The 20,722-nt window shown below is 33.6% G+C and carries 18 protein-coding genes; 1 reads left to right on the forward strand and 17 read right to left on the reverse strand.

Annotated elements, in window-relative coordinates:
• Positions 1–6 precede the first annotated feature (6 nt).
• From CRO45_RS07940 to CRO45_RS08005, 15 genes are all read right to left on the reverse strand, one after another.
• Positions 7–1,227 (reverse strand): type III PLP-dependent enzyme domain-containing protein, encoded by a 1,221-nt coding sequence (locus CRO45_RS07940; protein WP_097149129.1) that lies wholly within the window; start codon positions 1,225–1,227, stop codon positions 7–9.
• 4 nt (positions 1,228–1,231) lie between these two features.
• Entirely contained in the window at positions 1,232–1,849 is a 618-nt protein-coding gene (locus CRO45_RS07945) for a sugar transferase (protein WP_097149130.1), read from the reverse strand.
• Between the two features lie 425 nt (positions 1,850–2,274).
• Complete coding sequence (locus CRO45_RS07950; RefSeq protein WP_097149131.1) at positions 2,275–3,417, reverse strand: polysaccharide deacetylase family protein; 1,143 nt, start codon at positions 3,415–3,417, stop codon at positions 2,275–2,277.
• A 619-nt stretch (positions 3,418–4,036) separates the two neighbouring features.
• Entirely contained in the window at positions 4,037–5,431 is a 1,395-nt protein-coding gene (locus tag CRO45_RS07955) for a sugar phosphate nucleotidyltransferase (RefSeq protein WP_097149132.1), read from the reverse strand.
• Positions 5,432–5,456: 25 nt separating this feature from the next.
• Complete coding sequence (locus tag CRO45_RS07960; protein ID WP_097149133.1) at positions 5,457–6,638, reverse strand: glycosyltransferase; 1,182 nt, start codon at positions 6,636–6,638, stop codon at positions 5,457–5,459.
• Positions 6,639–6,673: 35 nt separating this feature from the next.
• The gene (locus CRO45_RS07965; protein WP_141400323.1) at positions 6,674–7,687 is read right to left on the reverse strand and encodes a glycosyltransferase family 4 protein; all 1,014 of its coding nucleotides are present in this window, start codon (positions 7,685–7,687) and stop codon (positions 6,674–6,676) included.
• A gap of 45 nt (positions 7,688–7,732) precedes the next feature.
• Positions 7,733–8,929, reverse strand: coding sequence for an O-antigen ligase family protein (locus CRO45_RS07970; RefSeq protein ID WP_141400324.1), 1,197 nt, complete (start codon positions 8,927–8,929; stop codon positions 7,733–7,735).
• Entirely contained in the window at positions 8,919–10,379 is a 1,461-nt protein-coding gene (locus tag CRO45_RS07975; protein ID WP_097149136.1) for an oligosaccharide flippase family protein, read from the reverse strand. The genes CRO45_RS07970 and CRO45_RS07975 overlap by 11 nt, the downstream gene beginning before the upstream one ends.
• Positions 10,380–10,428: 49 nt before the next feature.
• Entirely contained in the window at positions 10,429–11,370 is a 942-nt protein-coding gene (locus CRO45_RS07980; protein WP_097149137.1) for an NAD-dependent epimerase/dehydratase family protein, read from the reverse strand.
• A gap of 15 nt (positions 11,371–11,385) precedes the next feature.
• On the reverse strand, positions 11,386–11,988 hold the full coding sequence (locus CRO45_RS07985) for a sugar transferase (protein ID WP_408057118.1): 603 nt from the start codon (positions 11,986–11,988) through the stop codon (positions 11,386–11,388).
• Between the two features lie 45 nt (positions 11,989–12,033).
• Entirely contained in the window at positions 12,034–12,660 is a 627-nt protein-coding gene (locus CRO45_RS07990) for a CpsD/CapB family tyrosine-protein kinase (RefSeq protein ID WP_097149139.1), read from the reverse strand.
• Positions 12,629–13,369, reverse strand: coding sequence for a YveK family protein (locus tag CRO45_RS07995; protein WP_097149140.1), 741 nt, complete (start codon positions 13,367–13,369; stop codon positions 12,629–12,631). The genes CRO45_RS07990 and CRO45_RS07995 overlap by 32 nt, the downstream gene beginning before the upstream one ends.
• Before the next feature lie 699 nt (positions 13,370–14,068).
• Positions 14,069–14,221 (reverse strand): hypothetical protein, encoded by a 153-nt coding sequence (locus CRO45_RS20025; protein ID WP_170949438.1) that lies wholly within the window; start codon positions 14,219–14,221, stop codon positions 14,069–14,071.
• 121 nt (positions 14,222–14,342) lie between these two features.
• Positions 14,343–15,062, reverse strand: coding sequence for a CpsD/CapB family tyrosine-protein kinase (locus CRO45_RS08000; protein ID WP_097149141.1), 720 nt, complete (start codon positions 15,060–15,062; stop codon positions 14,343–14,345).
• A gap of 965 nt (positions 15,063–16,027) precedes the next feature.
• Positions 16,028–16,474, reverse strand: coding sequence for a VanZ family protein (locus tag CRO45_RS08005; RefSeq protein WP_235864548.1), 447 nt, complete (start codon positions 16,472–16,474; stop codon positions 16,028–16,030).
• A 215-nt stretch (positions 16,475–16,689) separates the two neighbouring features.
• On the opposite strand from CRO45_RS08005, the gene CRO45_RS19910 reads away from it, so the two are divergent.
• Positions 16,690–17,445 carry a hypothetical protein gene (locus CRO45_RS19910; protein WP_141400322.1) on the forward strand — a complete coding sequence of 252 codons (756 nt, stop codon included), beginning with the start codon at positions 16,690–16,692 and terminating at the stop codon, positions 17,443–17,445.
• Here CRO45_RS19910 and CRO45_RS08015 read toward each other — a convergent pair.
• Together CRO45_RS08015 and CRO45_RS08020 are read right to left on the reverse strand one after the other, a co-directional pair.
• Positions 17,434–18,351 carry an LCP family glycopolymer transferase gene (locus CRO45_RS08015; RefSeq protein WP_097149144.1) on the reverse strand — a complete coding sequence of 306 codons (918 nt, stop codon included), beginning with the start codon at positions 18,349–18,351 and terminating at the stop codon, positions 17,434–17,436. The two genes, CRO45_RS19910 and CRO45_RS08015, sit on opposite strands and share 12 nt — an antisense overlap.
• Positions 18,352–18,962: 611 nt before the next feature.
• Positions 18,963–20,699: a sigma 54-interacting transcriptional regulator gene (locus tag CRO45_RS08020; RefSeq protein ID WP_097149145.1), complete on the reverse strand. Its 1,737-nt coding sequence runs from the start codon at positions 20,697–20,699 to the stop codon at positions 18,963–18,965.
• Positions 20,700–20,722 lie beyond the last annotated feature (23 nt).

Genomic DNA, 20,722 nt, shown 5'->3' on the forward strand with positions numbered 1-20,722 from the left:
AGGAATTTAAAATTGGTACGTTTGGAATATGTCATCAAACGTTTCTTTACGTTTTATTAATTTAGTGTTTTGTTGTTCATCTATTTCAATCATTGCGCAATTAGGAGCAATGAATGGCGGTTTAAATACATTGGAATAACTACCTACATTTCTAAACTCGATCATATCCCCCGCAGCCAATTTTCCGCAAAAATCTCTATACATAACATCATGTTCTAGACAGGTATATCCTACAAAATCTACATTTTTATGATAGGCACCTTCTGAAAATACTGTAATTGGCAATTGCTTTAAACGGCAAATATCACCGATGTTTCCATACGAACTATCCAAAACAGCAAAATTTTTATTTTTAATATTCTTTATACTTAATACCTTACTTATAAAAGTTATATAACTAGAAACAACCGTAGTTCCAGGTTCAGTAATTAAAAGTGGTTGTTGCTCATAGGACAAATGCCCAAATTTCTCTATCATTTCTTTTCCAATAACATTACTATATTCACTATAATCTGGGATGTAATCTCCAAACTGCTCTGCCAATGTAGGCTCCATTTTTGAATACATACCACTACCTAAATTGATAAATTCAGGGGGACTGTCAAAATATTTCTCTACCAAAGAGAGCATTATTTTTACTCGTTTCTCCCAAGATTGTATTTCACGGGAACGCCCAATGTGACAGTGTAATCCAACTAATTGAATATTATTTATTGATTTAACCTGACTTACAGCTTCATCCAATACACTTCCATCTGCGTCGATTCCAAATCTAGATATATAGTTCTGACCTACGTTTATATTAACTCTGAAAGCTATTTTATAAGTTTTCTCTTTATTTTCATTAGCGTGGGCTACAATTATTGCTAATTCTTCAGTGTTATCAACATTAATAACCCCACCATTTTCTAAGTGTTCAAACAGACCACTACCTTTAACTGGACCGTTGTAAATAATAGCATCATTCATGTAACCTATCTTTTTAGCAAGTTCATATTCCATTTCGGATACAACCTCAGCAAAACCGCCTAAATCCTTTACTATCTTACAAATTTCAGGGGTATAGTTTGTTTTATATGAATATGCAATATTATATTTTGGATAGATCTTCCTTACTGAATCTAGTAATTCTATATAATTTTTTACAAACTCACTTTTATGAAAAATATATAAAGGAGACCCATATTTATTTAATAATTGAGTTAAGATATGTTGATCTAGTTTCATGAATTTAACCTCCTTTATTGCTTCTATAATCTTTTAAATGTGGTCTTTCAGCAGCACCATAATCTTCGTTTGCTCTTTTAAATAGAATACTAATTGAAACAATCAATATTTTCACATCTAATCGAAAAGAGACATTATTTGCATAGTCCATTTCATATTTGAATTGTTCTTCATATGTAATAATAGGCTGACCAGATAAAACATCAGGAGGTATAAGGCCACCTCTAACACTATGAATAACCGCCTCTTCTTCTCTAAAGTAGGGGAGATCACACGCTCTCAACGGACGCGGTCCAATAATAGACATATCTCCTTTAATAATTGAAAATAATTCCGGTAATTCGTCTATTGAAGTAGATCGAATAAATTTACCGAATTTTGTTAACCTTTTTTCATTCGGAAGTAAGTTTCCATTTTCATCACATTCATTAGTCATTGAACGAAATTTTCTCATTTTAAAGATTTTTTTATGTTTACCAATTCTTTCTTGTGAATACAAAATAGGACTACCCATTTTAACACGCACTAAAATTGATATAATCAGAAATACAGGAGATAAAATAATCACTGCTACAAGCGATAACATGAAATCAAGTATCCTCTTTATAAATTTTTTATACATTGATTTATGCCCCCCTTAAAACAATCAAAAAAAGCTCTTCTGTTGTAGGACTGAAGCACTTACTTAATGTCCTATATTTAGCTCCTGCTTCTAGAGCATCATGATCCTGACGTGCTAAAACGATTACGTACGATATAAGTCTAATCTCATCTATAATATGCTCAAATTTCCTCTGGTGTTAAAAATTCCTTCCTACATTTCTTCATAAGAAACTGTTCCAGAGAATTCAATTTTATTTCAGTCTGGACTCCTACAAATTCCATCTTGGTGGACACACTTTAAGCCATTAGTAGTGAACCACTACCACAAAGTTATATGCCATGCCGGGTCACAAAAAACAACACTGTAACGAAGTTTAGTGTTGTTTTCTGCTTGATTCTGATTTAGAAGGCTTAAGGGAAAAATTTCTCTGCCATACTTTAATTTCATATTTCAATATTTTTTAAATGAGGGAGCTTTTTAAGCAACCGAAAATCTTTAATTTTAGTATTTTTTAAATCAATCTTCTCTAAATTTAAAAAATATTGAATTCCATCAAGGTTTTTTATATTTTTATTTCTCAAATCTAATTCCTTTATGGAGATTAAATCTTTTATCATGATCCATCTGTCATCACAAGAAAGTAACTCTCTAATGTATTTTTCAAACTCTCTATCTATAAAAGTTGCAACTCCTGAAAGTTCTGCAAGAGTATAAAACTCCATATCCATTTTTCTTGCTTCATGAATTATTTCTTTTAGCATATCCGGCGAAATTCTGTATTCACCTGCTTGCTCTGACTCTTTCCCCCAACCAACATCACTCCATTCCAACTCATCAGGTAAAATAGAATGACACATAAACACGATATTTAGTCCATTTTGTTTAGCAATACTAATCACTTCTTTAATGTGTTCCATAGCAATACCAGAATTACGGTCAATACCTATAGAAGGAATAAACCCGGTATGGTTGAACGGAGTTAGATTATTACCTTGTATGTTGCCCCGTGCATTTTTAAAATACTTTGGCACTATTGCTGAAATAAGATCGTCATTATAATAACTATAAGGAAATGCAAACGAAACAGGGATTTTAAATTTCTCACCTGTCTTAGAATGACATTGTTTTTCCATCCATTCGATAAGAGGAATGATTTCTGTATTAACCCAATTATCAATACCGTGTTTTTCTGAATGCTCAACAGAATTTATATGAAGAAAACCCTGGTGTACGATTTCATGTCCATTTCTTTGCAAGTCTAATAGTGCGTCAATTTCTTCCTGCGTGTGATTCCTATTATCTTCAAAAAGATGAACTCCATTTATATTAAATGTTGCTCGGACATCATAATATCCAAAAAGTTCTTTTCCGTATTTTGTCCAATGATCTACTCTGTAACTGTCATCAAAGGATAAAACAATTCCAGGTTTGTTGATATAGGGGATCGTCGGATTGGGTTGAACATTATATTGAGCACTTCTTTCCCTCATATGCTTAATAATTCTCTTTAACCTATAGCGTTTGAAGAATTTACTTTTCTTTAACTGTAAAGGAATCTTATTAATTAAAGATTTTCGAAAAGACAATACCATCCCTCAATTTCTACTATTTTAATAATTCTTTTTAAACTTAATAAACAAATAAAAATCATAAATCATAGAAAATATCACGACAACACATAATCCAACAAACCATCGAAATAGCCCACTTACATCCGCGCGCTGCATAAGGGGAAATATTTTGCAAACCGTAAATTAGAATCCACTTGAAGGGTTATGTCTTTGTAACTATCGAGTTGAAAATGTGCGCATTGTTTGCTATGGGAGTTATGCAGAAAGTAATATCGTTATTAATTAGTAGTTTATGATGTTTTAAGTAATTTCAATGGGTGAAAGTACTATGTGGGTAGTACATGGGTTATGATGGAAAAATTATGCACATTAATATCTGGAAAGTTATCCATTATTCATGACCGATGAATAAATAAAAAAGGTAGTTAGCTATATAAGCTTCCTACCTCAAAGCGATATTTTATTATTACAACATATAAAAGACATATTAGTTCTAGATAAATAGATAAAATTTAGAATACTTAATTAAGCCATATTAAAATTACCCATAGTCATGAGATAACTGTGACTATATTATCTCTAATGTAATATTTTCAATGTCAATATTAACAAAAAATCAAAGGACATCATTCACTTACCGAACATCATTTAGTTGTAATTGGGGACTCCTACAAAATTCCACCGTTTCTTCCCAATCCAACGTAATTCGTACAATGTCTTCTTCAATTAAACTACCTCCTGATTGGACTTCGATGATTTCCATGTCAGTGATAGCTTTTATAGCATGCTTTGAGGCTAGAGGAATCTGCAGGACATTTCCCGCCCTTACATGAATCATATTATCGTTTAAAACAAAGATTCCTTCTCCCTTTATAATGGTCCAAAACTCGCTTCGTTGATAATGGAGTTGATAGCTTAGGTTTTTTCCTGCTTTAATACCAATCCGTTTTGTTAAAACCTCATTTCCTTCCTTGTATTTTGTATGATCTAATACACGATACCAACCCCACCGGCGTTCTTCATACATAGGTCTATCAAAATTTCCATCAATATAATTTTTCAAACGGGTGCTTGCATCCCTGTCAGTTACTAGAATCCCTTCAGAACTAGCTGCTACAATTATGTTATTTCCACCCAGCAATGTAATAGGGATGTCCAACTCATTAATAATGTGACAATTTATTGAATCTTCACTAATCTTTCCTTTACCAAAAACATTTCCATCCATCTCTTCAGTTAATGTATTCCAAGTTCCAAGATCCTTCCAATATCTTTCGTAAGGTAGAACTACTATTTTTTTTCCTTTCTCTACAACTTCATAATCAAAGCTATTATTAGGTAGTTCATCGTAGCAACATATTAATTTTTCATATTCTGTCGGTAACCCTTTTGCTTTCAACATATCCAAAATATATTTCACTTGAAAGGCAAAAACTCCACAATTCCATAGAGCTCCTTTATCAATCAATTTTTTCGCTTCTATTTCATCCGGCTTCTCCCTAAAATAATCCACATTTAACCATTCCTGGTCAACATTTTTTGTCTTTGGTACAATGTAACCGTATTTAGTAGATGGAGAAGTTGGTTTCACACCTATTAACGCTAATTCAGAACTGGAATTAATAAGTGTCGATTCTAAGTCTTTCACATATTGGAAAAATTGGTATTCCACAAATGGATCTACAGGTAGTACTCCTACTACCTCTTGCTCACTGCATTCTTGAACAGAATGTAGATAAACCGTTGCTAAAACAATAGCAGGAAATGTACCTCTCTTTTCTGGCTCAATAATAATCGGGATATTCTTCCCCAATTGATTTGACATTAGTTCTATTTGTGAATGATTTGTGGCAATGATGGATTGATCTTTTAAATTAGTATTGGATAATTGCGCCCATACGCGCTGAACCATAGACATTGGTCGACCATTTTCATCCTTTAGTAATTTCAAGAATTGTTTCGGTCGCACCTCACTTGATAATGGCCAAAGTCGTTGTCCTGAACCTCCAGATAAAAGTACCAAATGCATGAAAACACCCCTTCCTTATATTTTGTCAGACTTTTACAATACGTTTCCATGCCGAGACTAACCTAGAGCAATTCACTTCCCAAGAAAAGTTATTATTCGCAAAGATTTTTCCATTGATCGAAAGTCTATTTCTTAATTCTTGGTTATTTATCAAATTATGAAGAGAAGATATTAATTCTGTGACTGTTGTATATGTCACTACCTCCTGATTACTAATATTTGCAATCCCTTGTAAAGCAAGGGGAGAAGCAATAACTGGAAGTCCACAGGATAAAGCTTCAACTACTTTATTCTGTAACCCAGTACCTGACTTCAATGGGTAAACTGCAATTTCAGCTCTACATAGTAACTCACATATATCTTCTACAAAACCAGTGACAAATACGTTATTCATACCATGTAACTGTTTAATTTTTTTAACAGGATCCTTACCGACAATATAAAATTGGTATTCACGGTATACTTTATGAAAAATTGGCCATATTTGAGTTGCAAATGTATAGGCTGCTTCAACATTTGGGTAATATTGCATATTTCCGTGAAACAAAATAATTTTCTCTCTTTTTAAGGTAGGATAATTTGATAGATACTGTGGGGTCATATACGTACCATTTGGATTAACAACAATGGTGTTATTATCTAAATATTTTTTGTCGTTTTCTGAAACAATAAAAGTTTGTTCAAAAACATTTAAAACTTTAGATTCATATCGTTTTAATAGTATATTTTCAAAAGATAGAATTATTTTTTTATAGAATTTTTCCTTTTTAGCACGACGTCTCATATTGAGGGATAACGCATCAATCATATCTAACGTCTTCGGTATATCTTTTTCCAAAGCGTATTCTGCAACCCGAACCGTTTGTGTATGAATTAGATCAGGTTGAATATCTTCCAATATTTCAGAGACATTCCGTTTCAATTTTCGATTAGTAAATAAATTCACTTGTAATGGCTTTAAATTGATAACCGACTTGGTTAAATTTAATAACTTCGTAACTTTTCCTAATTTGAATAAATAGATTTGTTTACAATAGGGGGCAAGTTTTTCACGAATTAATTCTTCCTCTTCTGTACTGGAGATAATGCTAATTAAATAGATACTAATATCACTTTTTTTTAGTTGTTTTAATTGTTCCCAGGCGATTAATTGATCCCCCTTATGTGGAGGGTAAGGCGGTCTAGCTGTCAGATAAACTACTTTCATTTTGTTTCTCCTTACATTTACGGCATTACAATTTGTCATTCAATATATTGTTCAGCAGTATTTTGAATCATTTGGCTTAGTGAGAATTGTTTTTCAGCTTTACTTCTGCCCCTTATTGATAATTCCTTCCTAAGCGTTTTATTTTCAATAAGTAGACGAATTTGCTCCGAGATTTCTTTTTCCGAATATTCCTTTACCAAAAGCCCTGTTTCACGATGACTTATCGCCTCTTTAATGCCGCCTACATCGACTGATAATACAGGAGTACCTACAGCCATTGCTTCAATAATTACCATTGGAAAAACTTCGCGATAAGAGGTTAGGATTAATGCATCTAAAGAAAGTATAAACTCATACGGATTCTTCAGGTTTCCATGCATTAATACCTTATCTTGAAGCTTAAAATCGTGAATCATCTTTACAATAGAGGCTCTCTCGGGGCCATCTCCCGCAATGTGAAACATAACTTTTTCATCATTCTCAAATTCATTTGCAACACGTAAAAAAAGAACATGGTTTTTTTCTTCTGATAGGCGGGCTAAAATTCCGATATGAAATTTTTCTCGTTCCTTCTTTGGTTTAAAAGAAAAATGCTTAAGATCTACACCGTTATACACGGTGCTAATAAGGTCTTCACGTATACCTAAACGAAGTAGTTTATCTTTTTCAAATTCGCATACAGTAATAATTTGATCTGCATACTTATTCAATATTTTTGTAAATTCCGATGGCACCTTTTTCTCCAGGATAGTCACATTATGCTTTGTATAAATAACCCTAAATTGCATTCTCATTAACTTCTTCATCATCACCGTATAGAGGAACATTCTTAAACTATTAGCATGAATAACATCAATTTTTAATCGCTGGACGTAACGTTGCAATCTCAATATATTCTTAGCATGATTTTTCATAGATAATGGAATGAAATATTGCTTGTCTTGTATTTGACTATACAGCTCACCTGGCCCAGCTGCTGCATAGATTTCTATATCAAGATCTCTTAGATGGTTTTCAAGTATACAGAAATACCTTTCGGCTCCACCCATTGTGAGCTTATCTGTCAATAGTAGGACATTCTTCACTTTATCGATTCACCACCTTTGCTCTTTGTTCCGCCAAATCTTTTCTTCATATACTTCGAAATATCTTGCGGAAATTGCAAGAAATAGAAAAAATGCCTCATTAATGATGAGAGACAGAGAAATCATCTGAAATAAAAAACCAAAAAAAGTAAGGACGATATAAGGTTTTGTTTTGTGCAATTTTATCTCATAAAACTTTTTCATTAATACGATTAAAAATAAGAGGAATAGTGTAAACCCTAGAATTCCTGATTCTGCTAAGATTTCGAGGTAGGTATTGTGTACGTACAGTGTTTTATGATGGTGGAAGGCATAGTAATCTGAGAAATTAAAAGCACCTATTCCCAATAAAGGTTTACTCATAAAATAATCTAATGCCTGTTCCCACAGTTCAAACCTACCGCTTCCTTGATCATTGGTAAAATCGTTTATACGATTTATAATAATTCGATTGATGTTGATTGGTGTGAAATAACTCACAGCATAGATGACACCGATTACTGGTAGAAATAGCCCAATCCACTTTATCCTTTTTGCTGAACTAGACAGTACCAGATATAAAACAGAAACTAAGAGTAGTGAAACTAAGCCGCCTCTAGAAAATGTGAGTAGACTAGTAATCAAACATAACAAGAAACCAGAGTAATGTTTCACTCCCTTTAGATTCGTCACATAAAAACAGAAAAATAAAGTATTAAAAAAAACGTAAATGTTCGGGTCATCCAATAAACCAATTAATCTTGGATAATCTCTATCTATTAATAATCCAAAGGAAATAGTATCAACTGATCCATCTGTTATTAAAATTCCAGCTATATACCAAACTAGACTCATTCCATTGAAAATTAATCCTGCATTTGCAATAGTTATTTCCAGTGAAGTGATTGAGATTCGTTCAAATAGAAACTTCATAATGAAATACGATCCAAGGACGATGACGACTCCTAGCAAAATACGTATACTTGAACTGGGGTACTCAGAAAAAACTCCACTAAGGCAATAGAAAAAATAGAATATTAGCAATACCACTTCGTAACCAAATAGGGGACGAAAGAAAAAATACTTTAAATAGATACAAAACAAGACAACTAGAAAAATCATATATATTTTTAATGAAAAGCCAAGATATAAATGATAGCGACTAAGTGTAATGACAAATAGTAATAAAAAGACAGTAAAATTAGGAATACGTAAATTATTTTGCAATCTTTCCATTTTTCCTTTGTCCCCCATTTATATCACGGCTCATTAATTTATTTTTCCAGATATATTCTATAATCTTATCTCTCACTGACCAATCAAACAGCAAGATTAATACAATTACAACAATATTGGTAACGATTACCGCAATAAATGGGTATGACTGGAGAAAATAGTATACTGAAATACTGCTTACCAAAAAATTAGTTCCGTATGGAATTATAACTTGCAATATTACTTTTTTTCTTTCCGGATTTGCCAGCGTAAATCCGATGAATGACGTCATTTCAATAATGAGAATTGCGGCAGTCGCACCAATGACTCCATATAGGATACTCAAGTAATATATAGAAAAGATTCCAACTAGGGCGGTCATGAACTGGACAAACACACGAGAACCTTGAAGCCCACTCGTAGTAAGATTATCAGCTGCAGCAATATTAAATCCCTGTAATACAATAATGAAAGATAATATTTGTAAAGGCTGAATAGCATCTAGCCAAGCTTCCCCGAATAACATATCCACCAAGTATCCCGCCATATAAAACAATGAAATTGATAAACACATTCCTGTAAAGCCCATCAATTTAAGTTGGAGAATGTGCAGTCTTGTATGTTCTTCCTTTTCTCCCTGGTTATAATATTGAAATAATAACGGATAAAATGCACCTGCTATTACTCCGGGTATCTGATATATGGCAGAAGGAATTCGGTATGCCACGGCAAACAAACCGACAAGTGATAGGGATAGTGTATTCCCTAATATTAATGGACCTAATTGGGGAATGAGCATAATAAATAAACCGCTAATGAAGAATGGTCCTAAATTTTTCAGTAACTCACTTTGGAATGGTATCTTCCATCTGACCGAAACTTTCCTACTCAATAAATACAAACTGAAGATTCCCCCACATAAATATGCTAACCCGTATGCTGTTGCGGAGAAATATACATCCAAATTGAAATACATACTAAAAAAAATGAATACAATGAGCACAATTGATGAAAAAATTCTGATGAATGCAATAAACTGCATTGTTTTTGTCAGCTGAAAGTAAGTAATTCCAATACTTTGTAAGGTTAAGCCAATGACCATCGGTAAGGTTAAACTATAAATCATAGAAATAAGTTGCTGCTCCTCATAAAGTATCTGTATACCTACTCCCACAATTACAAGTGTAAAAAACAAACATATTAACCTTATCTTTAAATAAGATTGAAATTTGTCTTCAACATGCGCCTGTTTAGATCCTTCCCTTAGATACGTGTTACTGACTCCCATATCTGTAAAATAGTGCATGATCATGCTGATTGCCAGAGATATACTAAATATCCCATAGTTCTTTGCATTAAAATAATTTGCCAATAAAATAAGTGTTCCTGCATTCAACAGATTCGCAAAGATTGTACTGTAAAATAAATGAATGATATTTTTCTGAATAGAATTTGCTTTCAAGTCTTCCACTCAATTCTAACTAGAATACTAGAATACATTTCTAAATCCTTTAAACATTTACAGACGCCATTTTTTCGCTTAAATAAAAATGATATGTCTTCAGCAAACCTTGTTTTAATGAATGTTCAGGTGTCCAACTTAAACTATCGATACTTGATTGATTACATAGTACACTATTCTTTATATCACCGTTTCTTTCGTGTCCGAACACAGGTGGTAGAGTGTCCATACAAATCTCCTGAATGAGACCCATTAATTCTAAAATACTTGTGCTCGTTGTGGAGGATATATTAAAAACACCGCTTTTCCCATACTGTAAAGCTTTTAAATTAGCCTTCGCCACATCTTCCACATAGATAAAATCCCTCGTTTGGAATCCATCTCCATAAATCGTAACCTGTTTATTTCTTATCAACCGATCCATAAAAATTGAAACCACTCCACCTTCGCCATTCGATGTTTGCCTTGGTCCATATACATTGCTATAACGAAGAATGACATAATCAATGCCATACAATTCTTTTGCAACCTTTAAATAGTTCTCAGCTGTTTTTTTAGAAGCTCCATAAGGTGATAATGGCTGACCTTCATATGAGACTGGAATTGGGAGGATATCCGATTTACCGTATACGGCTGCAGATGATGCAAATACAATTTTCTTAACCCCATGTATCCTCGCGAGTTTAATAATATTAACTGTTCCTATAATATTTGTTAAAGCATCATCCACAATATTATTAACTGACTTCTCCACACTGATTTGTGCAGCTAAATGAATAATAAATTCAGGCTTAAATATGGACATTGCCAAATCTAGTGAATTGGCATCCTCCACCCGATTAGTAAATACTATACAACCTGGATAGGCATCAATTATTGAACCAGTGGATAAATCATCATAGATAGCCACATCATAATTATTTCGAATCAATACATCAACAACTGATGACCCTATAAATCCCAATCCACCTGTAACTAAGACTTTCTTCACTTCTCTCCCCCCAATTTATCTAGCACCGTTTCCCGTTAATATTATTAACACTGTCCGAAAAAATATTTTAATCTCAAATGAAATCGAACGATGTTTGATATAATATAGATCAAATGCCAACTTTTCTTTTGGAGTCAAATCATAACCTCCGTTTACTTGTGCCCATCCAGTTATACCTGGTTTTACAAGCAATCGTTGTTGAAATTCAGGGACGGTCTGATTAAATTTCTGATAAAAATAATATCTTTCAGGTCTCGGTCCTATGAGTGACATATCCCCTTTTAAAACATTGAATAATTGAGGAATCTCATCAATCCTTGTATATCGGATGAATTTTCCTACCCTTGTGATTCTCGTGTCATTTACTCCAGCCCATTGAGGTCCATCCATTTCTGCATCTGTATACATAGAGCGCAATTTAAGTAATTTAAAGCTTTTTCCACCTTTTCCAAGGCGATGTTGCGTATAAAAAGGAGATCCAGCAGATTCAATCGGAATAAGTATGCAAAAAAACAATAATATTGGTGATAACAGGAAAAGAAATATTAATGAAAAAAGAAAGTCAGTAGAAATCTTATAAAAAGAATACATTTTGGATAGCTTAGGTTGACACTCCATTTCCACAGGTTGAATATACAAATTATTATCCATTGTCATAATCCTTTAGGAAATAACGATAGAACCAATTATTTCGTTGCCAGTTTTTAAATCTTTTTTTACCTCTAGTAACTTAGACAATTTATCATGACCCTCTTTCAGTATTAAGATTATTGCGGAACAATGTCTTGCGATGATTCTTGCATCCTGCTCATTCAGATAGTTAGATGTGTGAAATAAAATTACATCATACTGTTCCTTCCATGCTTGTATCATTTCTTGAAGACTTCTAAATCTTAACAATGAAGCAGGATAATAGCTTGTTGTCTCAGCAGGTAAACAATATAGATTATTCGCTACCTTTATGGGTTTAACATTATGTTTATTCTCTCCCCCTAATAGCAATGTGCCAAAGCCTGATGAATTCTTTTTATGAAAGACTCGATGCAAAGAAGGTTGATGCAAATTTGCATCAATTAGCAGTACTCGTTTCTGCTGTTCGGCTATTACGAGAGCAAGATTGGCAGTGGAGAGAACTATGCTTGGTAGTTGTTTAAAGGAGGTAACCATCAAGATTGCACTGCGACCCTGCAATCTCATTTCAATTTCTTGATATGCGGTATAGAATTGTTCTTTAATGTAGATGTCATCTTGGTTAAACTCATTTTTTTTTGACAATCCCAATTTCTTCATCTATTTCCTCCAAAGATAAAAGCTTATAGTATTTCCATTTTTTATTATTTTTCATCTTTAATCTCACTCTACCCAATATAGGAATTCCAAGCTGTTCAATTTCATCGATGTTGTAAATTCTGTCATCAATAGATTCTCGGAATAATGTCATTCCAATGCCTGCAAATATCCCTAATATCAGTGAGATAATGATCACAAATACCGGTTTTGGAAAAATAAGATTTGCCTCTCGATTTGAATTCGAATCATTAAGAATATAGATTAATTGATCATTTGCATATTCTCTAAAGTTATTAATCGACTGTTTAGCAATCGCAAATGCAATAGCTTTAGTTAAGTGGGCATCAGAATTTTTGACAGTGATTGAAATGACTTGCGAATTTTCCCTATTCTTAACAGATAGCAATTTAAGCAATTCGTATCCCGACTGATTCAAATTCAGTTGTTCGCTAACTTCTTCTGCTATATGGGGACTTTGGATAATATCCGTAATTGAAGTGGCCAATTGCCTATTTTCATCCACTTTACTGCTGATTTCACCCTTTTCTACATTATTCGATATTCCAACCATCACCTGTACAGTATACTCATATGTCGGTTTTACAAGATACATGGCTATAAATATGATTAATCCTGAAAAACAAATAGAAATAAAGAACATAAACCAAAACCGTCTTTTAAAAACACAAATAAGCTCGATTATACCCATTTTTCTTCCATCTCTTCACCACTTCTTTTTTTATTAAATAATTTTTACAACCTATTATTCCCCCAAATTTTGGTAGTTTCCTTTCTATGGACTATACTCTCTTTCAAGATCTTATATTGTTCAAAAACTACTTTGAACACTAAAGATATAAATTTTTATCCATTTCGATGATAAATCCTAATCTCTTAAACTTATAAATTCTCGAAATGTGATATGTCTAGCCCTACTTAACTTAATTTGTAAACTATTACACTTGTCCTTACAAAAGTTGGGATTTTAATTGACCATTTTAGATCTAGTGATGACACCTTAAATAACAATTCCATTACATTGTTAAAAGTCCCGAATTTTGTAGTATTTACTGTATTTAGTACTCAGTATTTTATGTAGGCAAAGTTGACTATATTCTTTTGCTCGAAAGTTTTTTTGTTACGTTCAGTATAATAAAATTGTAAAAAATGGAAGTATTTACACTAATTTGTTACCAATCTCTTAGACTAAACATCCATATAATATCAACGAGTAACCAATATCCCTAGTTTTATAATAGCAACGTGGTCCTACTTTTATGACACGCTTTGTAATATATTTTTAACGTAAATGTGTAATATCGTAACTTAAGAGATAAAAAACCCCCTTCGTGCAACGGTTGCACAAAGGGGGAATAAAATTATATTTATTAAATTTTTTCTTATTCAATCAAACATGATCAATGCCTTGCATCTTCTCCATCAATTCCCGGAGTTGTTCAGCCAAGTCATTGACAAATTCATGTACAGTCACAGAATCCTCATTGCCACGACGGATCCCGTATTCTAATATTTTCTTAAACTCATCCTGAATCTCAGACATTGTTCACTTACCCCTAAAATGTTAATTTTCTCTTATAATATTTTACCATAGGATTTGTAAAATGGTTATATTTTACAAAATGTAATCCCTTTTTAATAAACCTAACATAATTGTGATACTTTTATCTTTTACCCTTTTTATCGCCATACCCATACATGTCATAGTAATATTTGCTATTTGGAAGTTTAAAGTTATTCAAGACGGCACCTAAAATTGTTGCTTGTGAAGCTTGCAAAGAAGCTTTTGCTTTCACAACATCCGACTTATCTACTGCTCCTGAATTCACTATGAGTAAAGTACCATCGCATTTGTTCGATAAGATAAGCGCATCCGAAACAGATAACACAGGCGGTGCATCAAAAATGACGATATCAAACTCTTGAACGACCGTTTCAAGAAAAAGTTCCATATTTTTTGATGATAATAATTCACTAGGATTTGGTGGAATCGGTCCACTTGGAATTAAAAATAATCCATTGACATCCGTAACTTCAATCGCCTCAATGAACTCATGTTGTCTTGTAAGAATTGTCGAGAGTCCCTGAGAATTGGACATGGGAAATGTATAATGAAGTGTTGGTTTGCGCATATCTGCGTCAACAAGTAAAACACGCTTCCCTTCCTGCGCAAACACGATAGCTATATTCGCTGCGTTCGTAGACTTCCCTTCCCCCGGAATAGAAGAGGTAATTAACAACGTTTTCAAATCCTTATCTGGCATGGAAAATTGTAGATTGGTACGGATTGTTCGGAATTGCTCTGAAATAATATGTTGCGGTCTCTTTGCCGTGATCAACTTTCTTCCACTATTTGAACTGTAATTCTTGCTTTTACTTTTCATAATTCCCCTCCTACCCAAACTCATAACCGATGTATATAGTCGAAATATTTACACAATATTATATTTACTATTTTAGTAAATATTGTAAGTAAATAAAACTATTTTCCTAATACAAATACCTTCATTGTTCGACAATCTCTAACTTTAGTAATTGTTATTGTTAAATTTTTTCGATATTCGTGTCCCGCGTTAGATATTAAGTCTTAGCTATTAAGGGTTTTAGGGTAAGAATAAAAGAGTAACAGATATATATTCTGTCACTCTTAGGTGGAGGTTAGTTAGTATGAAGTTTCGTCTTGAATGGAGTTTATGAACACGGTTCTGGAGGTTGTTGCGGCTTAAATGGTCTTAATAGTCATTTTGAAGACCACTTTAGTTAGGTTTTCTGTATAAAATGGTCTTCATCTACCTTATCAGGATCACTATGAGGAACTTTTCGGATGAAAATGGTCTTTATCTGGAGAATAACTCCTTCAATTTGGCAAATAAGTCTACCAAACTGGCGAATACTATCGCGATTTTGGCGAATATCCCTCCATTAGCAGGTCCAAAAAGTCATCCTGGCGAATAACTCCTTCAATTTGGCGAATATGTCTATCTAACTGGCGAATACTATCGCGATTTTGGCGAATATCCCTCCATTTGCAGATCCAAAAAGTCATCCTGGCGAATAACTCCTTCAATTTGGCGAATAAGTCTATCTAACTGGCGAATACTATCGCGATTTTGGCGAATATTCCTCCATTTGCAGTTCCGAGAAGTTTTCCTGGCGAATAACTCATTCAATTTGGCGAATAAGTCTATCTAACTGGCGCATTATCTACCGTATCAGGACCATTTTGGTGAACTTTTCAAATTAAAAAGGTCCTCAACACCCTTTTCATGACCACTTTGGTGAACTTTCCAAATTAAAAAGGTCCTCATCAACATCATGAAGACCACTTTATAGGTTACCGTGACTATAATCAGGCCCAGATAGCCTTTCTCACCATTAATTTTATCCCTACATAACTCATAACCCCAACAATAGCCCCACAACTATCAATCAAAACATCACTAATTTGCGCACCTCTACCAGGTACAAAAAGCTGATGCCATTCGTCGGTGATTGCAAAGACAACGCAAATAGCAATGGATAACAAAACTGCTTTCGTTCCGCGCATCCCGGTCTTATTTAAGCTAAAAATGACAACCAACCCTAGTACTAAATAAAGGAAAAAATGGGCATATTTTCGGATCATGCCGTTAAAACTGCCTAGTTGGAATTCTTCATTCGCTACCATATCGAAATTTACAGCAATCACTTTCGCAACTTCTTTACTTAACTCATTGGATACATGAGCCGGTTGATGAGACATATAAAAAATAAATGCCATCCATAAAACAACTGCGATCCATGCGACTTTTTTCATGATCTAAAATAACCCCTTACTAAGGTACTTTTAATACGATTTACTATATTTTTACATAATACCATCGGAAATTGATTCTGCAAGTAATTAACAAATTACCCAATATCAAACTAACCAAGTTTCACGGAAATCAATCAAATATTTAGATATTCATAGTTCGAATTGAAATTTTGTAACACTGAGAGTTTTGCTTATTTGCGAATCTTGCTAGTTAGTTGCAGTTTATATTAGTTTTACTTGCGATTTTCGGTGACTTATTTGCGATATTTGATTTACTTGCGAATCCCACCACTTTACTTGCGATTTTGGGATGCTTACTTGCGGTTTCTATGAGTTTATTTGCGAGTTTCGAAATCCTATTTGCGATATTCACTTTACTTGCGAATTCCGTCATTTTATTTGCGATTATCAGTTACTTACTTGCGGGTTTCACATGTTTATTTGCGATTTACGGTGACTTACTTGCGATATCGGATTTACTTGCGAATCCCACTACTTTACTTGCGAATTTCAGCTGCTTACTTGCGGTCTCTATGTGTTTATTTGCGAGTTCCCGCAACCTATTTGCGATATTTAAATTACTTGCGTATCCCGTCACTTTACTTGCGATTTTCAACTGCTTACTTGCGGTTTTTATGAGTTTATTTGCGAGTTCCCGCAACCTATTTGCGATATTTAATTTACTTGCGTATCCCGTCACTTTACTTGCGAATTTCAGCTGCTTACTTGCGGTTTTTATGAGTTTATTTGCGAGTTTCGGTATCCTATTTGCGATATTTAATTTACTTGCGAATTCAGTCACTTTACTTGAGATTTTTAGCTGCAACTTATTTGCGATATTTACCTTACTTGATCCTCCCAACAACTTATTCCAATTTAATAAACAAAAAAACCTCCCAACAGCCCTGCATCGTGCTTCCCACACAACGCAAGTACTGTCAAAAGATTTTCCCTCATTTTTATATTCCTAAATGATGCTGCAATGTTGCCTGTATCTCGGCTAATTCACTTTCGTTCGGGATGTAATAATAGATCCCGTCGATTCTCGTGCCTTCGCCGTTTTTGAAGTAAAGTTGATCGATGTTGCTGAAACTTCCACCATAGTTCTTTTGAATGTTTTGGATTTCTTCAAAGGTAATGTTCATAGCCACATTGTTTTTCAAAATGTCCAGAGCAGATTGATAATTGAAAACGCTGTTTAATGAAACACCCTTCTTCAACACTTCTTGGATCACTTGTTTTTGTCGATCTTGGCGTCCAAAATCTCCAGATGGATCATCATAACGCATACGAACGTAAGCTAACGCCTGCTCGCCATCCAACGAAATCGGTCCTTCTTCAAATGTCGCACTTCCCGCTGTAAAGGCGAATGAATTTTGAACCGTTATGCCGCCAACAAAGTCCACAATCTCCATAAACCCTTCCATATTCACCTTCGCCACATAGTCAATCGGAATATCAAGCAATGCTTCCACCGTCAGAACAGACATCTCCATTCCACCAAAAGCATACGCATGGTTGATTTTATCCTTCGTCCCCATGCCAATTATTTCAGTATAAGTATCCCGCGGAATACTTAACATTTTCGTCGTTCCTTCTTCCGGATTCACCGTCAAAAGTATCATCGTATCCGAACGCCCAACATCACCAGTTCGCTCATCCACTCCTAATATCAATGCAGAAAACGGATGTTTATCAGCGACATCAATCGCTTCATTCCGCTTGTCACTTACCCAATCTTCCTTCTCTTCAGAAATTGGTGTATAAATCTCATCAACAGTCTGTTTTACATCGTTATACACTTTTACAGCAACAATCACAGCAATCGCTACCACAACGAGTGCAACTATCCCGACCCATTTCCAAACTTTTTTCATAACGTACTCCTCTTCAATTATTCGTACAGTCAATTATTATATAAACATAGCTTTTATTTTATATTGCTGTAATAAACTAAATAAAGTATTCTAAAAACTTTCACAACATAACTATTCAAAATAATAAATTCTAATTACAAACAAAGTTTATTTTAATTCACATAACAAAACTAAACAATGGTTATTGTATGGAAAAATGACCAACATACTTCTATCATAATAAAATATGCAACCCGTTTTACACGAAGTAGTACATACAACAAAAAAAAGACAGGTTCGCCCTGCCCGTAATTTCAAAATATACTCATAATAATCTTTATCCACCCAAAAATGGAAACCCAAAGAATCGCACTTAAAATGAAACCATTGAATAATCCGAAAAAAAATCGATTATCTTCCAATGTTACCACTCCTTATTTTAAGGATTGGCAAAATTCGAAATAATAAACGAACTTTCTCGGTATTTGCTTCGTAACCTAAATGGTAATAACTTTCTAAATTTCCACGTTAAATAAACATAAAAAAACCTTCCAAATTTGAATATTGTTTGCACAATAAACAACCTAGAAGGTATTTTCAATATAACCCGTTCCCATTGTTATTTTCACTTCTCACAATGTCTCTCGATACTTTTCTAAAAACAATTCACCTTTTCTAGAAATTGTTGTTCCAGACCGACCTTGTCTAACATTTAATAACTCTAAATCATTAAGAACCTCAAGACGTAAACGGATTTGCTGTACGCTTAGTTCAATCCCTTTACTTTGAAGTCTTTCTTTAACTACATTGCGTCCGTAAGATTCATGTAGTTTCTTCCCCTGTTCGAACACTTCCAAAATCGCTATGCTTTCTTCTAGAAACCCATGTTCCTCGATACGTAAGACAAGGCTATTCCATTCAGACTCTAACATCATTTGGGGAAGTAATGTTTTTTCCATATTTTTTTCTAGTCGACCTTTAATATAATATGGTAATAAATCAAAAGATAACTTCTTTCCTTTTAAACAAGCAATATAGGAAATGGCGTTAAATAATTCTTTAACATTCCCCGGCCAAGTATATTGCATTAAAACATGTATTATTTCTTGAGGTATTTCCAAATCGTTTCTTTGTAAATAAGATTTTAAATACATATCGATTAGTGCTTCAAAATCTTCTTTTCTTTCTGATAAAGAAGGAACTTTACAAGTGAAAATAGTTAAATGATAGAATAGATCTTTTCGAAATTTATTGTCTTCTACTAATAATGAAAGATCCGATTTACTTGTAGTAATTATTCTAACTTGAATAGGTATAGGTAAATGACCGCCAATCCGAATGATTTTGCCTTCTTCAAGCACATGTAAGATTCTACCTTGAACTGATAAAGGCATTTCATCTATCTCTTCAATACACAAGGTTCCCCCATTTGCCAATTCAAATAGACCAGGTGTAATTTTCCCATCTATTTCAGAACCAAATAAATCTCTTTCTAAAATATCTAAAGGTCTTGCGGCACAATTAATATTAATATAAGGTCCTTCTTTAACAAGAGATTCATTATGAATTGATTGTGCTAACATTCGCTTTCCAGTACCAGTTTCACCATAAATATGTACAGGATTATTTAATCCTGCAAAAATTTTTAACATATATAATGTATCTTTCATAGCTTGACTAAACGCAACAACATCATCAAAACAGTATTTTGCCTTACTATCTGATATAGTTTCAGCCCTTTGATTACTTATAGAATCAAGTTTATAATTTCCAGTTAGACTGGACAAAACTACTAAGGATTTCATATAACGCTCAATTAATAAAGTTCGTGAATATTGCAATTCAAATACATCGCAAATCTCAAACACAGTTTCTATAGATAAGAGACGAAATCCAATATTAATGACCTCAGCTATACCATCTGGGACAAGTTTCATTTCTCCAGGTGTAATAACGAAATCAATTTGTTCTGGAATTGTCTCACCTGGATGATAAGCATAATATTTATGTTCCGAAACTACTTCCTTTAGAGCTTGAATAGTCTCTTCGGTAGTTAGTTCACTATCATTAACCACTAAAATCCTTTTTCCTTTAGGTGAAGAGAGTAGTTTGGACATATTTACATAATTAAGGCTTCTCTTGCCTGAGATACATTTTGCGCCTTCAGGTACAAAGGGTTGTACTAGCGGATAAATAATATTTCCACCTAGTACGATAATTTCATCTTTTGCAATCTTTTCACGTGCAAGATCTTTTATGGTAATAGGGCGAATACGCACCATATCGCCAATTATAATTTTCATTTGTTTTGTTACTTGTGACAAGTAGTCATCCTGTATTGAAATAATCGTTACAATCTTTTCTCCCAAAGTCTTTTCACTCCCACTTTATA

The organism is Ureibacillus acetophenoni, assembly GCF_900220965.1.
Classification (GTDB): Bacteria; Bacillota; Bacilli; order Bacillales_A; family Planococcaceae; genus Ureibacillus; species Ureibacillus acetophenoni.

Coding starts and splice junctions, on each gene's coding strand:
- CRO45_RS07990 (WP_097149139.1), bottom strand. CDS start 12,660: ATGAAGAAATTGGGATTGTCAAAAAAAAATGAGTTTAACCAAGATGAC.
- CRO45_RS07960 (WP_097149133.1), bottom strand. CDS start 6,638: ATGAAAGTAGTTTATCTGACAGCTAGACCGCCTTACCCTCCACATAAG.
- CRO45_RS07985 (WP_408057118.1), bottom strand. CDS start 11,988: ATGGAGTGTCAACCTAAGCTATCCAAAATGTATTCTTTTTATAAGATT.
- CRO45_RS08015 (WP_097149144.1), bottom strand. CDS start 18,351: ATGAAAAAAGTTTGGAAATGGGTCGGGATAGTTGCACTCGTTGTGGTA.
- CRO45_RS08000 (WP_097149141.1), bottom strand. CDS start 15,062: ATGAAAAGTAAAAGCAAGAATTACAGTTCAAATAGTGGAAGAAAGTTG.
- CRO45_RS20025 (WP_170949438.1), bottom strand. CDS start 14,221: ATGTCTGAGATTCAGGATGAGTTTAAGAAAATATTAGAATACGGGATC.
- CRO45_RS07965 (WP_141400323.1), bottom strand. CDS start 7,687: ATGGGTGGAGCCGAAAGGTATTTCTGTATACTTGAAAACCATCTAAGA.
- CRO45_RS07945 (WP_097149130.1), bottom strand. CDS start 1,849: ATGTATAAAAAATTTATAAAGAGGATACTTGATTTCATGTTATCGCTT.
- CRO45_RS08005 (WP_235864548.1), bottom strand. CDS start 16,474: ATGAAAAAAGTCGCATGGATCGCAGTTGTTTTATGGATGGCATTTATT.
- CRO45_RS07940 (WP_097149129.1), bottom strand. CDS start 1,227: ATGAAACTAGATCAACATATCTTAACTCAATTATTAAATAAATATGGG.
- CRO45_RS07995 (WP_097149140.1), bottom strand. CDS start 13,369: ATGGGTATAATCGAGCTTATTTGTGTTTTTAAAAGACGGTTTTGGTTT.
- CRO45_RS07955 (WP_097149132.1), bottom strand. CDS start 5,431: ATGCATTTGGTACTTTTATCTGGAGGTTCAGGACAACGACTTTGGCCA.